The sequence below is a fragment of the Pseudomonas sp. SG-MS2 genome (assembly GCF_009933855.1).
In the GTDB taxonomy this organism is placed as follows: Bacteria; Pseudomonadota; Gammaproteobacteria; order Pseudomonadales; family Pseudomonadaceae; genus Aquipseudomonas; species Aquipseudomonas putida_E.
The window spans coordinates 1-15706 of sequence record NZ_MOMO01000055.1 but is presented as its reverse complement, the minus strand read 5'-3'; the positions used below and the strand labels follow the sequence as shown (position 1 = coordinate 15706).

At 61.9% G+C, this 15706-nt stretch carries 16 protein-coding genes; all 16 read left to right on the top strand.

Going from position 1 to position 15706, the window contains the following annotated elements:
* The coding region (locus BLX42_RS04040; protein ID WP_161871201.1) for a glycosyltransferase at positions 1-1003 on the top strand (1003 nt) is incomplete at its 5' end.
* A 136-nt stretch (positions 1004-1139) separates the two neighbouring features.
* Positions 1140-2141 (top strand): UDP-N-acetylglucosamine 4,6-dehydratase (inverting), encoded by a 1002-nt coding sequence (gene pseB / locus BLX42_RS04035; protein WP_161871200.1) that lies wholly within the window; start codon positions 1140-1142, stop codon positions 2139-2141.
* Positions 2138-3319 (top strand): UDP-4-amino-4,6-dideoxy-N-acetyl-beta-L-altrosamine transaminase, encoded by a 1182-nt coding sequence (gene pseC / locus BLX42_RS04030; RefSeq protein ID WP_119687549.1) that lies wholly within the window; start codon positions 2138-2140, stop codon positions 3317-3319. Before pseB ends, pseC begins: the two co-directional genes overlap by 4 nt.
* Positions 3312-4037: a pseudaminic acid cytidylyltransferase gene (gene pseF / locus BLX42_RS04025; protein WP_119687548.1), complete on the top strand. Its 726-nt coding sequence runs from the start codon at positions 3312-3314 to the stop codon at positions 4035-4037. Before pseC ends, pseF begins: the two co-directional genes overlap by 8 nt.
* On the top strand, positions 4034-5509 hold the full coding sequence (gene pseG, locus BLX42_RS04020; protein ID WP_161871199.1) for a UDP-2,4-diacetamido-2,4,6-trideoxy-beta-L-altropyranose hydrolase: 1476 nt from the start codon (positions 4034-4036) through the stop codon (positions 5507-5509). The genes pseF and pseG overlap by 4 nt, the downstream gene beginning before the upstream one ends.
* A 3-nt stretch (positions 5510-5512) precedes the next feature.
* On the top strand, positions 5513-6565 hold the full coding sequence (pseI, locus tag BLX42_RS04015) for a pseudaminic acid synthase (protein ID WP_161871198.1): 1053 nt from the start codon (positions 5513-5515) through the stop codon (positions 6563-6565).
* A gap of 280 nt (positions 6566-6845) precedes the next feature.
* Positions 6846-7790, top strand: coding sequence for a ketoacyl-ACP synthase III (locus tag BLX42_RS04010; RefSeq protein ID WP_119689077.1), 945 nt, complete (start codon positions 6846-6848; stop codon positions 7788-7790).
* 53 nt (positions 7791-7843) lie between these two features.
* A complete protein-coding gene (locus BLX42_RS04005) occupies positions 7844-9136 on the top strand; it encodes a motility associated factor glycosyltransferase family protein (protein WP_161871197.1) in 1293 nt (430 codons plus the stop codon).
* On the top strand, positions 9133-9381 hold the full coding sequence (locus BLX42_RS04000) for a hypothetical protein (RefSeq protein WP_125924739.1): 249 nt from the start codon (positions 9133-9135) through the stop codon (positions 9379-9381). The genes BLX42_RS04005 and BLX42_RS04000 overlap by 4 nt, the downstream gene beginning before the upstream one ends.
* A 218-nt stretch (positions 9382-9599) precedes the next feature.
* Positions 9600-10454: a flagellin domain-containing protein gene (locus BLX42_RS03995; protein ID WP_161871196.1), complete on the top strand. Its 855-nt coding sequence runs from the start codon at positions 9600-9602 to the stop codon at positions 10452-10454.
* 71 nt (positions 10455-10525) lie between these two features.
* Complete coding sequence (locus BLX42_RS03990) at positions 10526-10879, top strand: flagellar protein FlaG (protein WP_161871195.1); 354 nt, start codon at positions 10526-10528, stop codon at positions 10877-10879.
* 82 nt (positions 10880-10961) lie between these two features.
* Entirely contained in the window at positions 10962-12377 is a 1416-nt protein-coding gene (gene fliD, locus BLX42_RS03985; RefSeq protein WP_119687543.1) for a flagellar filament capping protein FliD, read from the top strand.
* Positions 12378-12578: 201 nt separating this feature from the next.
* A complete protein-coding gene (fliS, locus tag BLX42_RS03980; RefSeq protein WP_039603508.1) occupies positions 12579-12974 on the top strand; it encodes a flagellar export chaperone FliS in 396 nt (131 codons plus the stop codon).
* Positions 12975-12987: 13 nt separating this feature from the next.
* The gene (locus BLX42_RS03975; RefSeq protein ID WP_161871194.1) at positions 12988-13284 is read left to right on the top strand and encodes a flagellar protein FliT; all 297 of its coding nucleotides are present in this window, start codon (positions 12988-12990) and stop codon (positions 13282-13284) included.
* 165 nt (positions 13285-13449) lie between these two features.
* Positions 13450-14925 (top strand): transcriptional regulator FleQ, encoded by a 1476-nt coding sequence (gene fleQ / locus BLX42_RS03970; RefSeq protein ID WP_039603506.1) that lies wholly within the window; start codon positions 13450-13452, stop codon positions 14923-14925.
* 201 nt (positions 14926-15126) lie between these two features.
* A partial coding sequence (locus tag BLX42_RS03965) for a PAS domain-containing protein (protein WP_161871193.1) occupies positions 15127-15706 on the top strand: 580 nt, incomplete at its 3' end.

Here is a 15706-nt window from a genome sequence, read left to right as displayed (position 1 = left end):
CCTGCTGCTGCGCCTGATCGAGCAGGGCGGCCTCAACGGGCTGGCCCATCTCGACGAGCCGATGCTGATCACCCCGGCACCGCAGGCCAAGGACAGCGAGCATGCCCGCCAGGCCTTGATGCGACACTTGGCCGGCCGTGGCTACAAGGCCCAGGTCAGTACGCCGCTGCCTGGCACCTTGCGTATCGACTACAGGCACGTCGAGCGGCCGCTGGTGAGCATCGTGCTGCGCAGCGAGGACAATCTGGACGAACTGCAGCGCTGCCTGAAGAGCATCCTGCAGCGCACTCGCTATGCGCGCTACGAGGTACTGATCGCCGACAACGCCAGTCAGTCACCGCAGTTGCTCGAATGGCTGGCGCAGCAGCAGGTTGGCAAGGTGCGCGTGCTGCAAAGTAGCGAACGCCTGAGCGCGGCGGCGCTGTGCAACGCTGCCAGTGCCGAGGCCAAGGGGCAATACCTGATATTGCTGGCGGCGGACGCCGAAGTGGTCAATGCCAACTGGATCGAAGCGTTGCTCAACCAGGCGCAGCGTCCGGAAGTAGGCGTGGTCGGTGCCAAGCTGCTCGATACTGACGGCAAGCTTGCCCAGGCGGGCTTGCTGCTGGACGCCGAAGGCGCAGTTGCGCCAGCTTTTGCCGGTGAGGCCGCAAATGCCGTGGGTTACCTGAATCGGCTGGCGGTCGAGCAGAACTGTCCAGCGGTCTCGGCGAGCTGCCTGATGGTCCGTAGCGAAGTCTTCCGTGCTCTGGAGGGGCTCGACGAAACCACGTTCGCCCATGCCCATGGTGATGTCGACCTGTGCCTGAAAGCAGCCGCGGCCGGCCTGCTGACAGTCTGGACGCCACAGGTGCAGGTGATTTACCCCGGCGTGGTCGCCGAGGACGAGGCGGCGCTGGCGGCATTGCGCGCCAAATGGTCGGCGCAGTGGCAAGGTACAGTCCAAAGCCAGGTGCTTGCCCCCGGCAAGGCGGCGCTGGACTGGGCCGGGCTGATCGCCTGACGCGGCACTGGCCTGCATCTTGCTTCGAGCTGGTTCATTGGGGGGCGCGAGTCAGAAATCTGTACGCTGTGCGCCCTGCCTTACAGTGCAATCGGGCGCCTTCGTCAGCTGACGGCGCCGCCCCTAGGAACCAGGTATGTTCGACGACAAGTCCATTTTCATCTCCGGGGGGACCGGGTCGTTCGGGCGCCGCTTCATCGAGCGGTTGCTTGAGCGCTACCGCCCACGGCGCGTCGTGGTGTTCTCCCGCGACGAGTTGAAACAGTATGAGATGCAGCAGCGTTTCAACGCGCCGTGCATGCGCTATTTCCTGGGCGATGTCCGTGATGCCGAGCGCGTGCGCCAGGCCATGCGCGGTATCGACTATGTGGTTCATGCCGCCGCGCTCAAGCATGTGCCCGCGGCCGAGTACAACCCCACCGAATGCATCCGCACCAACGTCAATGGTGCCGAGAACATCATCGCCGCGGCGATCGAGAATGGCGTGCAGAAGGTCGTCGCACTGTCCACCGACAAGGCGGCCAGCCCGATCAACCTGTATGGTGCGACCAAGCTGCTGTCCGACAAGCTGTTCGTGGCCGCCAACAATTTTGCCGGCCAACAGGACACCCGCTTTGCGGTTGTGCGCTATGGCAATGTGGCGGGCTCCCGGGGCTCGGTGGTGCCATTCTTCAAGCGCCTGATCGAGGAGGGTGCCCGCGAGCTCCCCGTCACTGACCCGCGGATGACGCGCTTCTGGATCACCCTCGACCATGGCGTACAGTTCGTGCTCGACAGCTTTGCCCGCATGCACGGGGGGGAAGTGTTCGTGCCCAAGATCCCGTCCATTCGCATCGTCGACCTGGCGCGCGGCATGGCCGGGCACTTGCCGCAGAACGTGGTCGGCATCCGCCCGGGGGAAAAGCTGCACGAACTGATGATCCCGCTGGACGATGCGCGGATGACCCTTGAGTTTGGTGATCATTTCACCATCGTTCCGTCGATCCGCTTCAACCATACGGATGTGGATTTTGCGATCGATTGCGTGGGTGAAACCGGGCGCTGGGTTGCCGAGGATTTCGAGTACCGTTCCGATACCAATCCCGCCTTCCTCACCGTGGACCAGCTGGCAGACCTGCACGCAGGCTTGCCAGCATGATCCCCTATGCTCGGCAGAGCATCGATCAGGCGGATATCGCCGCGGTCGTAGAGGTGCTGCAGTCCGACTGGCTGACTCAGGGGCCACTGATCGAGCACTTCGAGCAGGCTATGGCCCAGCGTTGTGGCGCAACGCACGCGGTAGCTGTGTGCAACGCCACTGCGGGGCTGCACCTTGCCTGCCTCGCCGCTGGCCTGGGGAGCGGGGACTGGCTATGGACCAGCCCCATCAGTTTTGTCGCATCAGCCAACTGTGGGCGCTACTGCGGCGCCGGTGTCGATTTCGTCGACATCGACCCGCACACCTGGACTATCGACGCCCAGGCACTTGCGCTGAAACTCGAGCAGGCCGCCCGGGAGGGGCGCCTGCCCAAGGTGGTAGTCGCCGTGGCCTTTGCCGGGCAAAGCGCCGACATGCGTTCGATCGCGGTGCTGGCCCGGCAGTATGGCTTTACCCTTATCGAGGACGCTGCCCACGCGGTCGGCGCACGTTACGCGGGCAAGCCGGTCGGCTGTGGCGAATATGCCGACATGACGGTGTTCAGCTTTCACCCGGTAAAGATCATCACCACGGCCGAGGGCGGCATGGTGCTTACCGCGCGTGCCGATCTGGCCGCGCGTTTACGTAGGCTGCGCAGTCACGGGATCAGCCGTGACCCGGGCCAAATGACCGAAGAAAGCCATGGTGCCTGGTACTACCAGCAACTTGAACTGGGCTTCAACTATCGCATCACCGACCTGCAAGCTGCCCTGGGGCTGTCTCAACTGACCCGGCTGGATGCGTTCCTTGCCCGTCGCCGCGAGTTGGCGGCTCGCTATCAGCGCTTGCTGGCGCACCTGCCCGTGAGCGTCCAGGCACCTCAGCAGGATGCCGAGTCCGCCTGGCATCTGTTCGTGGTGCGCCTTGAGTGTGATCGTATCCCGCGTTCACACCGGGAGATTTTCGATGGGATGCGGGCTGCAGGAGTTGGGGTCAACCTTCATTACATTCCCATTCACCTGCAACCCTATTACCGCGACCTGGGCTTCAAACAGGGCGATTTTCCGCAGGCCGAAAGTTACTACGCACAAGCCCTGAGCCTGCCAATGTACCCGCAGCTGACTGACGCTCAGCAGGATCAAGTGATCGCCAGCCTGTGCGGGTTGCTGAAGTTGCCGGTGGGCTGCGTGAATGCCTGAGCGAATGGAAACCAACGTCGCGATCATCCCGGCCCGTGGAGGCAGCAAACGGATCCCTGGCAAGAACCTCAAGATGTTCGCCGGGCTGCCGATCATTGCCCACTCGATCCAAGTGGCACTGGCCAGTGGCTTGTTCGAACAGGTGGTGGTCAGCACCGACGACCCTGAAATAGAGGCGGTGGCACGGGAATACGGTGCGCAGGTGCCGTTCCGTCGGCCGGCGCACCTGGCTGACGATCATGCCACCACCCAGGCTGTGGTCAGCCACGCCCTGCAGGCACTGGCCAGCCAGGGCCATGTCCTGACCCATGCCTGTTGCATCTACGCCACTGCGCCTTTCGTGCAGCAGCGTTACTTGCAGCAGGGGTTGGCGTTGTTGCGGCAACACCCTGAGCGCTCTTTCGCCTTTTCGGTGAGCAGCTTCGGTTTCCCGGTCCAGCGGGCGCTGTCGCTCGACGATCAGGGTGCGCTTGTGCCTCTGTACCCACAGTATCGTGAGACCCGGTCTCAGGACCTTGCACCGGCCTATCAGGATGCTGGCCAGTTTTACTGGGGGCGGGTGCAGGCCTGGTTGCAGAACGAGGCCCTTCATTCCGAGCGGAGTTTGCCAGTGATCATCCCCCGGCATCTGGTTCAGGACATCGACAGCGAGGAAGACTGGTTGCGCGCGCAGTACCTGTACGCAGCGCTCAAAGCTGGCGGGGAGCTGGCGCCATGAAGGTGCTGGTACGTGCTGATGCCTCTTCATCGATTGGCGTCGGCCACACGGCGCGCTGCCTGACGCTGGGCAAAGCCCTCCGAGAGCTCGGTGCGCAGGTGAGCTTTGCCTGTTGCCTGCTTGACGGTCAACGCCGGGCCGCCATCGAGCAGGAGGGTTTCAAGGTCTTTGCATGGCCGCAGCGCGAGGAAAAACCGGGCATCGAACCCTGGGCCGCGGATATCGCGGCGCTGCGTGATGTGCTGCCGGCACAGGCCCGATTCGACTGGCTAATCGTCGATCATTACGCCTTGGACGCCCGCTGGGAGCAGGCAGCCCGGGCGTTCGCCCGGCGCATCGCGGTCATCGATGACCTGGCTGATCGTGATCATGCCGCCGACCTGCTGCTGGATCAGAATTTCAGTGCCAGCGAGGCGCTCTACGCGCCGCGGCTGGCAACGGAGTGCCGGCGCTTGCTGGGGCCACGCTATGCGCTGGTGGGGCCGGCGTTTCAGGGGGCGGCGATATCGCCGCCCCTGCAGGCACGAAGGGTGCTGGTGAGTTTCGGTGGCTTCGATGTGGCTGGCATGCTGCCCAAGACCTTGCAGGCGCTGTCCGGGCTGGAAGGGTTGCAGGTCACCTGCATCGCTGGGCTCGGGCATCGGCAGGGTGAGCTGCTGGCCCAGTTGTGCGACGCGCGGGCGGGTTGGGAGCTGCATGACTATGTCGACGATCTGCCAATGCGGATGGTTGCGGCAGACTTGTTCATCGGCGCCGGCGGCGGTACTACCTGGGAGCGCGCCGCGCTGGGCTTGCCGAGCCTGTGCGTGAGCGTGGCAGACAACCAGCGGGCCAATGCCCAGGCCATGGCTCAGGCGGGCATGCACCTTTACCTGGGGGAGGCTGGGCAGGTCCAGGTGCCTGCGCTGCGCCAGGCGATTGCCCTGTTGCTGAGCAATCAGGCACTGCGCCAGAGCTTCGCCGAGCGCAGTCGGGCACTGGTCGATGGCCTGGGGGCGCAGCGGGTGGCGGTGGCCTTGCTGGGGGAAGGGCTTGCGCTACGTCCGGCTCGCAGTGAAGACGCGCGGCTGTTGTTCGACGGGCGCAACGCGCCCGAGGTACGGCGCCGTTCGCAGCAGGCGCGGGAGCTGGACTGGGCGGGGCATCTGGCCTGGCTGGCTGCTACGCTGGCTGATCGGCAGCGTTTGCTGCTGATCGCCGAGACAGGCGACGGGCCGGTGGGCTGTGTTCGCTACGACCGCTTGCCCGGGCAGCGGGCGAAGGTGTCGTTGTATCTCTTCGCGGGGCGTTGCGGGCTGGGTTGGGGCAGAGCGTTGCTCGCCCGTGGCGAGGCCTGCGTGCGTGAGTTCTGGCCGGACCTGCGTGCGATCGAGGCCCAGGTGCTGCCCGACAATCAGGCGTCATTGCAATTATTCGCGGGTGCCGGCTTCGCTCAGTCGCCGTGCTCGTTCGAGCGGGTATTCCAGGAGTAGCCCATGAACAGATTCAACATCGGGCACCGCTGTGTCGGCCCGGACCAGCCACCGCTGGTGATCGCGGAGATGAGTGGCAATCACAACCAGTCGCTGGCCCGGGCACTGGAGATCGTCGAAGCGGCCGCCGCCGCCGGCGCCCATGCGCTGAAGCTGCAGACCTACACTGCCGACACCATGACCCTGGACCTGGCGCATGGTGAGTTTTTCATAGCCGACCCGAACAGCCTCTGGTCTGGCTCATCGCTGTATGCGCTGTACGAAAAGGCCCATACCCCCTGGGAGTGGCACCCAGCGATCTTCGAGCGCGCTCGTGAGCTGGGCATGCTGGTGTTCTCCACGCCGTTCGACGAAACGTCGGTGGATTTCCTCGAAAGCCTGGATGTGCCGGCCTACAAGATTGCCAGCTTCGAGAACACCGATCTGCCGCTGATACGCAAAGTGGCGGCCACTGGTAAACCTATGATCATTTCCACCGGCATGGCCAGCCTCGCGGAACTCGAACGTACCGTGCGGGTGGCGCGCGAAGGAGGGTGTCGCGACCTGGTGCTGCTCAAGTGCACCAGTACCTACCCGGCCAGCCCGCAGAACAGCAACGTACTGACCATCCCGCACATGCGCGAGCTCTTCGGTTGCCAGGTCGGGCTGTCGGATCACTCCATGGGGGTTGGGGTTGCGGTGGCGGCAGTGGCCCTGGGGGCGACGGTGGTGGAAAAGCACTTCACGCTTGACCGTGCCGATGGCGGCGTGGATGCGGCATTTTCCCTGGAACCCCAGGAAATGGCAGCGCTGGTGCTGGAAACCGAGCGTGCCTGGCAGTCGCTGGGGCGGGTGCACTATGGCGCGACCCAGGCCGAGGAGGCCTCGCGGCGTTTCCGCCGCTCGCTGTATGTAGTGCGTGACATGGCTGCTGGCGAGATCTTCGACCGTAGCAACGTGCGCGCCATCCGCCCAGGTTTGGGGCTGGCGCCAGGCCATCTCGATGCGGTGCTTGGCCGCAAGGCCAGGCAACCACTCAAGCGCGGTACGCCCCTGGACTGGCAACTGCTCGACTGAAAGTTGGCTCCAGCCGGGGCCAGGTTTGCCCTGCATGGCAAACTCGCAAGCGCTATGACGACGTGACGCGGCCAGGCAAAATATGCGATTGTCTTGAAATATTCGTGACCTATCGGTCAGAGCGGGCATCTCCTTCTGTAACCGTTAATGGGGCAGGTGTGCAATTGCCGCCTGCCACCCTGCCTGTCGCCACTCCACCTGGGCGGCAGATCCCGTTCTTCAGGCGCCGCTCGAGTCATCCGGGCGGTGGTATTGAGCTGTTATTTATTGGGAAGCCATGATGATCGGCATTAAAAGCATCGCGAGCTATGTGCCCGCTTCCGGCCTGGACAACTATGTACAAGGCGCGAAATTCGGCAAGGACGAAGAGTTCATGTTCGGCAAGATCGGCGCAAGCTTCCTGCCGCGCAAGGACGATGAGCAGGAGACTTCCGATCTGTGTGTCGAAGCGGTCAACAACCTGTTCGCCGCTAACCCGCAACTCAAGCGCGAGGCGATCGATGCGCTGATCGTCGTCACCCAGAACGGTGACGAGGAAGGCTTGCCTCACACCGCTGCCATCGTCCAGCACAAACTCGGTCTGCCGACCCATGTCGCGGCCTTCGACATTTCCCTGGGCTGCTCCGGCTACGTCTATGGCATTTACGCGCTCAAAGGCTTCATGGAAGCCGCAGGCCTGAAGAATGGCCTGCTGGTGACGGCTGATCCGTACTCCAAGATCGTCAACACAGAAGACCGCAATACCACCATGTTGTTCGGCGACGCGGCCACTGCCACCTGGATGGGTGAGGGCGCTACCTGGCAACTGGGCAAGGCGAAGTTCGGTACCGACGGTGCTGGTGCGCCGCACCTGAAGGTGACTGATGGCGAGTTCTTCATGAACGGTCGTCAGGTCTTCAACTTCGCTCTGATCAAGGTGCCGGCGCATCTGCATGAGCTGCTGCGCGAGTCAGGGCTGGAGAACAAGGATATCGACGCCTTCTGCATCCATCAGGGCAGTGCGGCGATCGTCGATGCCGTGGCACGACGCTTCGAGGAAGACCCGGAAAAGTCCCAGGCCGACAAGTTCATCAAGGACATGCTGGAGACCGGTAATACCGTGTCATCGAGCGTTCCGCTGCTGTTGCAGAAGCACATGTTCGACAGTGCCTGGAAGCGCGTGGCCATTAGCGGCTTCGGTGTCGGCCTGTCGTGGGGCTCGGCGGTTCTCTACAAGGCTGAATAAGCGCTGCCAGTCGGGTACTCTTCGGTGTTTCGCAGGTAAGGGAAGCTCAACCCATGAGCGAGTTTTTCCAGCGTAACGCTGAAGTGCTGCAGGCCCGCTGGCCGGCACTGTACGAGCGCCTGCAAGGCGAGGCGTGTAGTGCGCTCGAGGTCGAGCTGGTGGAGGGGCTGGGGTCTACCCTGAGCGTGTGTGGCATCCAGCTCACAAGTCGTCACGATCGTCTTGCCGAGGCGCGCCTGCAGGCCGCGAGCCTGCCTGAAGACAGTTCCACTCTTCATCTCTATGGCAGTGGGCTGGGTGACTTGCAGCGCGTGCTGCTGGAGCGGCCTGGGCTCGTGCGGTTGCAGGTGTACCTGCTCAATGGCGCACTGTTCCAGCTGGTGCTGCAACTGCTGGATCAGTCCGACTGGCTTGCCGACCCGCGCGTCGAACTGGCCTATGCCGGCGACAGCGCGGAAATCGCCTTGCCGTTCTTCGCCTTGCCTTCCGAACGGGTGCTGGCCGATGACTTCAATGCGAAGGTGCGCGACCGTCTGATCAGCGAGGCCCACCTGGCAGACAGCAATCGCGCTTTCGATGTGGCCGACCCGCGCTTGCAGAAGCTGCTCGAAGACAGTTTGCCGTTGTTGCGCCACGACCCTGATGTGGCCGCGCTGTTCGGTAGCCAGGCCGGGCGTGACTGCTATGTGATTGCCACCGGGCCAACCTTGGCCGGGCACCTGCCTGCATTGGCAAGGGTGCGCGTTCAGGCCGAGCGGCCACTGTTCATCTGCGTCGACACCGCTTATATCCCCCTGCTGCGCGCCGGAATCCAGCCTGACATCGTGGTCAGTGTCGACCATAAAATCCGCCTCCATCACTTGCCGCCGCAAGACTCGGCTGCGACTACCCTGGTCTACATGCCGATGCTGGACGTCGAGCTGCTCGGTAATTGGCGTGGGCCACGCTACACAGCCTATTCCGGCAGTGCGCTGTATGCGCAGGTGCGCCAAGCCATACCGCGCGCCGAGTTGTTCGTTGGGGGAAGCGTGATTCACCCTGCTACGGACCTGGCTGTGAAGATGGGGGCCGTGCGCATTACGTTTTTCGGCGCTGATTTCGCCTTCCCGGGTGGTCGCACCCACACAGGCTGGGACGATGGCGTACTCGGCCCGGCGATTGCGGCGGCGCAGCACTGGGTGCTGGATGGCCATGGCCAGCGTGCACGAACCCAGCTTAACTTCCGCAGTTACCTGATCGAGCTTGAGCGGTTCATTGCGCGCCATCCCCAGGTGCGGTTCCACAACTCCAGTCGTGCCGGCGCGCACATCGCCGGCACCACTTTCGATCCGGAGTTCTGTTCATGAATGCTGCCGATCAAGGGCGCGCGGCGCGCGAATGCGCCACGCTGTTACGCCTTGGGCGGGATGTGGAGGCGGCGTTGCGTATGGTCGAGCTGTTCGATGAGGTATTGCCGCAGGTCGATCCAAAAGCGGGGGCGGTGGTCATGCAGGCCATGCTCGATGCCCAGCAGCGCCAGGACTGGCTGGCGCTGGCCGATTACCTCGAATATGAGCTGCTGCATCTGATCGAGCAGGCGGCCTCGCGCTGAAGTGTGAGCTGTATCACACTTCGTGGTTGGCGAAAGCATCGCGGGGAACGGCTGTAAAGCCCGGTTTGCAAGGGGGTGGCGTGGTGATGGCATTTTTTTTTGGAAAAGCCCTAAAGCAACTTGCAAACCCGACGATAACCATTACGAAGGTTCTCTAGGCCACACCCGGCGGACGCCAGGGCCGGAAGCCGCAGTATCCATCCAACGAGGAATTCGTCATGGCTTTAACCGTAAACACCAACACCACTTCGCTGGGCGTGCAGAAGAACCTGAACAAAGCTTCCGACGCGCTGAGCACTTCGATGACTCGCCTGTCTTCCGGCCTGCGTATCAACAGCGCTAAAGACGATGCTGCTGGTCAGCAGATCGCCAACAAGCTGCAGACCATGGTTACCGGTACCACCGTTGCCATCAAGAACGCCAACGACGGTAACTCGATCACCCAGACCGCTGAAGGCGCGCTGTCGGAAATCACCAACATCCTGCAGCGTATGCGTGAACTGGCTCTGCAGGCACGTAACGACTCCAACGGCACCACTGAACGCGCTGCTCTGAACAAAGAATTCGCGGCCAAGTCCGACGAGATCACTCGTATCGCGACCTCCACCACCTTCGGTACCAGCAAGCAACTGCTGAACGGCACCGCTGGCACCATGGAGTTCCAGGTTGGCGCGATGACTGGTACCAGCCAGATCCTGAGCGTTTCGATGACCTCGTCGTTCGCTGCTACCTCCCTTGCAGTCGGCACCGGTGCCCTGGCGATCTCGGGTACTTCCGACTCGGCCGTCCACGCTGCCGTTGACGGCGCTATCACCGCGATCGACGCTGCTCTGCAGACCGTTGACACCAAGAAGTCGGACCTGGGTGCTATCCAGAACCGCTTCCAGTCGACCATCAACAACCTGCAAAGCATGAACGAAAACTCGGCTGCCGCCATGGGCCGAGTTCAGGACACCGACTTCGCCGCAGAGACCGCTCAGCTGACCAAGCAGCAGACCCTGCAGCAAGCTTCGACCTCTGTTCTGGCTCAGGCTAACCAGCTGCCATCCGCCGTACTGAAACTGCTTCAGTAATAGCGCGATGAAGTTCGGCGAGGGAGTGCTCATGCGCTCTCTCGCTTTTTACTTTTTAAAGGTGATGTGCGATGGACATAAGCGTCAAGTCAAGCCCGTCGTATCCGGTGTCGTCGCTGGTTGGCAGCACCGAGCACAATACAGCTGCTGACAAGGTTTCAGGTCAGCTGCGCAAGACATTGCAGCAAGACGCTCCCAAGAGCGAGGCCGAGTTACAATCGGCCGTCAAGGAAATTCAAGATTTTGTCCAGTCGTTGCAGCGCAACCTGGAGTTTTCGGTGGATGATTCCACCGGCAGGTGGATCGTCAAGGTCGTTGCCCGCGATAGCGGTGAGGTGATCCGTCAGATCCCGTCTGAAACAGCGCTGGAGCTGGCCCGAAGCCTGCAAGATGTCAATAGTTTGCTCTTCGATGAGAAAGTCTGACAGCCGGCCGGTCATTTGAATTGTTGCACCGGCGCTGATCAGGCAACTCTGCGTTTGGGCGTTAACCAGAAAGGAGGATGTAATGGCAAGTCCAATTCTACCGAGTTTGGGGCTGGGTTCCGGTCTCGATACCTCGGCCATTGTGAAGGCCCTGGTTGATGCCGAAAAGACTCCCAAGCAGAGCCAGCTCGACCGCCGCACGTCGGCGAACACCGCATCGATTTCGGCGGTGGGTAGCCTCAAAAGTGCGTTGACCGCCTACAAGACGGCGCTGGAGAAGCTTAACGACAGTGCCAACCCTGCGTTTCTCGGGTCGACGGCAGCCTCCTCCAACGACAAGTACGTCAAGGCCACGGCAGGCAGTGCGGCAGTCAACGGCAGCTATTCGATCCAGGTTACCCAGCTGGCCACGGCGTCGCGCGTAGCCAGTCAGCGTTTCACCGACAGCAGCTCGGTTGTTTCCGCCAGTGGTGGCACGTTGACCATCACCCAGAATAGCGTCGACTTCGATGTGACCATTCCGGCCAACGCTACGCTGCAGCAGGCGCGTGATGCGATCAACGCCCAGGCGAGCGGCAAGGGCTTCACCGCCAACATCGTTAACGACGGTACCGGTTCGCGGTTGGTGTTGAGCTCCGAAACCATGGGCGAAGGTTCGGACATCTCTACTTCGGGGATCGCTGACCTGACCATCGACCCGGCAACGCAGATGGCCGATGCGGGCGGTGCTGGCCGTATCGGCGAACTCGCAAAAGATGCCGAGTTCGATATCGATGGCATGAAGCTCACCAGCAAATCGAACAAGGTCGATAACGCGATCAGTGGCATGACGTTCGAACTGCTGTCCAAGACCGAAACGCTCAGCCCGGTCAGCGTCACCGTGGCTGCCAACACTGAGGGCCTGAAAAAGTCGGTGCAGTCGTTCGTCGATGCCTATAACGCGTTGGTGAATACGATAAACAGTGTGAGTGTGTCGACCAAGGCGGCAGACGGCAGCTGGAACACTCCGGCTCTGTCGGGTGACCCGGCAGTGCGCAGCATGCTGTCGGCCATGCGTAATGAACTGGTGGTCTCCGGTACCGGTGGTTCGGGGCAATTGACGGTACTTTCGCAGTTGGGGATCAATACCGCTCAGAGTAGCGGCCTGCTGGAGTTCGACAGCACCAAGTTCACCAAGGCGATCAATGATCAGAAGCTCGGTGGCGAGGTGCAGAACCTGTTCAATGGTGACGGCGGCCTGCTCGATCGCATGGTCAAGACCATGGAGCCATTCTCTGCGTCCGGTGGTGTGCTGGATGAGCGCAACAAGTCGCTTGAGGTTGCCAAGAAAAGCCTGAGCATGGAGCAGAGCTCTCTGGATGCCCGCATCAAGGACCTGGAAGCGTCGCTGACCAAGAAGTACAACACCATGGACACCCTGGTTGGGCAGCTCAATGCTCAGCGCGACAGCGTCGTTTCCATTTTTGAAGCAATGGCAGCGCAACAGAAGAACTCCTGATCTGCCTGAGGCTTCATGGCAAGGTCGCGGCGTCACACTGTATGGCGTCGCGCGCGTGTTACGATGTAGGCACGGTAAACAAACGCCAAAAGCCCGACGAAGCGTGACGCTTGGTCGGGCTTTTTTGTATTCTCCCTAAAGTTTTTTGACGCCGCGCCGATAGCCCGGTCATACAGCAACCCCGTGGTGACGAGGTACCCCATGAATCCAATGTTAGCCCTTCGGCAGTACCAGAAGATTGGCGCCCAGGCGCAGACCTCTGAAGCGAGCCCGCATCGTTTGGTGCAAATGCTGATGGAGGGTGGCCTGGACCGCATTGCCCAGGCCAGTGGCGCGATGCAGCGCAAGGACATCGCCGGCAAGGGCATCGCGATAGGCAAGGCTATTGGCATCATTGGCGGCCTGCGCGAAGGTCTGGATCGTGACAACATGACCGACGAGCTCAATCGTCTCGACAGCCTCTACCTGTACATGACTCGTCGTCTGAGTGAGGCCAATATCCAGAACGATCCGGCGATCCTGGACGAGGTCAGGGACTTGCTGAGCACTGTCAAGGAAGGCTGGGACGCGATCGGCCCACAGTCGATGGTCCCCTGAGCCGGGAGGTTTTATGAGCAAGGTGATCGAGGGTATCGAGCGGACTCGCAGCGAGTTGCTTGCCGCATTGGCCAGCCGTGACTGGGATGCGGTCGGTGAGCTTGACCTGAAGTGCCGTCTTTGTGTCGAGGACGTTCTGGCTGAGGCGCTCAGCAATGAAGACGCGGTACGCTCGAGCCTTGAGGGCCTGCTAGCGGTCTACGGCAAGTTAATTGAAGTTGCAAGCGGTGAGCGTCAATCGATAGTCGACGAGATGTCGCAAATCCGTCAGGCGAAAAACGCCGCTAAGGTATACCATCTGTTCACTTGACCACAGATGTCCTAAAAGCCATGCGCCATTAATTTGACTGCATGCTTTTTTTTGACTTTACTAGTGGCTGTTTTCGAATTTCAGACGTCCGAACACTGACCATTCAGTCTGAATGATGTCGAGCACGCCCTCGGGCGCCGATATGACTAGGGAAGTTGCTATTGCATGTGGCGTGAAACCAAGATTCTCCTGATCGATGACGACAGCGCCCGCCGCCGCGATCTGGCGGTGGTTCTGAACTTCCTCGGCGAAGAAAACCTGCCCTGCTCCAGCCAGGATTGGCAGCAGGTGGTGGGGGCATTGTCTTCCAGCCGTGAAGTGCTCTGCGTGCTCATCGGAACCGTGAATGCTCCAGGCAATGTGCTTGGGTTGCTTAAGACAGTGGCCGGGTGGGATGAGTTCCTTCCGGTATTGCTGATCGGCGAAATTTCTTCTGCGGATTTCCCCGAAGAGCTTCGCCGTCGCGTGCTGGCCAACCTTGAGATGCCGCCCAGCTACAGCCAGCTGCTCGACTCCCTGCACCGTGCCCAGGTCTATCGCGAGATGTACGACCAGGCCCGTGAGCGTGGCCGTCAGCGCGAGCCCAACCTGTTCCGCAGCCTGGTGGGCACCAGTCGCGCCATCCAGCATGTTCGGCAGATGATGCAGCAGGTCGCCGACACCGACGCCAGCGTGCTCATTCTTGGTGAGTCCGGTACTGGCAAGGAGGTGGTCGCGCGCAACCTGCATTACCACTCCAAGCGCCGCGAAGCGCCGTTCGTGCCGGTCAATTGCGGGGCGATCCCGGCCGAATTGCTGGAAAGCGAACTGTTCGGCCACGAGAAGGGTGCGTTCACGGGCGCCATCACCAGCCGTGCCGGGCGTTTCGAGCTGGCCAATGGCGGTACGCTGTTCCTTGACGAGATCGGCGACATGCCGCTGCCGATGCAGGTCAAGCTGCTGCGTGTGCTGCAGGAGCGTACTTTCGAGCGGGTGGGCAGCAACAAGACCCAGAGCATTGACGTGCGCATCATCGCCGCGACCCACAAGAACCTCGAGACCATGATCGAGGGTGGGACCTTCCGCGAAGACCTGTACTACCGCCTTAATGTATTTCCGATCGAGATGGCGCCGTTGCGTGAGCGTGTGGAAGACATTCCGCTGCTGATGAACGAGCTGATTTCGCGCATGGAGCATGAGAAGCGCGGCTCGATACGCTTCAACTCTGCTTCGATCATGTCGCTGTGCCGGCATGGCTGGCCTGGCAACGTGCGCGAGCTGGCCAACCTGGTCGAACGCATGGCGATCATGCACCCGTACGGGGTGATTGGTGTGTCGGAGCTGCCGAAGAAATTCCGCTACATCGACGATGAAGACGAGCAGTTGGTCGACAGCCTGCGCAGCGACCTCGAAGAGCGCGTGGCGATCAACGGCCACGCGCCGAGCTTTGCCAACCATGCCATGCTGCCGCCTGAGGGCCTGGACCTGAAGGATTACCTGGGCAGCCTGGAGCAGGGGCTGATCCAGCAGGCGCTGGACGACGCCAACGGTATCGTGGCGCGGGCGGCTGAACGTTTGCGTATTCGGCGTACCACCTTGGTGGAGAAGATGCGCAAGTACGGCATGAGCCGCCAGGGCGGTGAGGAGCAGGCTGAAGATTGACTTCGCCTGTACCGCCACAATCGCCGGCAAGCCGGCGCCCACAGGTCCCCCACAGCCTTTGAATGCTGTGGGGGACCTGTGGCCGTTTTGACGGCGATAGGGCCAGGCCTGAAAAGCACAAACCCCCATCCCCGGCACGGCTATTGCTACACCGCTGGCACCACACCGTTTTTATGACGGTCAGCCACGCGAGAGAGCACGATGCCCCAGGCCGCCCATGTTTCCCGAGTCCCTGATCCGCAGGGGCCTACCCCCGTCGAACAGGAGAGTCGACAGGGGCTTGAGCAGGCGTTCGCCCTGTTCGACCAGGTCTCCACCCAGCTCAACCAGTCCTACAGCATGCTCGAGGCCCGCGTCAGCGAACTCAAAGGCGAGTTGGCGGTGGTCGGCGCCCAGCGCATGGCCGAGCTGAACGAGAAAGAGCGCCTGGCCAATCGCTTGCAGAACCTGCTGGCCCTGCTGCCCGGCGGGGTGATCGTCATCGATGACCAGGGCCTGGTGCGCGAAGCCAATCCGGCGGCCTGTGAGCTGTTGGGTGAACCCTTGCTCGGCCAGTTGTGGCGCCAGGTGATCGCCCGCAGCTTCGCCCCGCGCAAGGATGACGGGCATGAGGTGTCACTGCGCGATGGCCGTCGCCTGTCCATTGCCACGCGTTCGCTGGATGCCGAGCCAGGCCAGCTGGTGCTGCTCAATGACCTGACCGAAACCCGTCGCCTGCAAGACCAGTTGGCACGCCATGAGCGCCTGTCGTCGCTGGGGCGCATGGTTGCTTCGCTGGCCC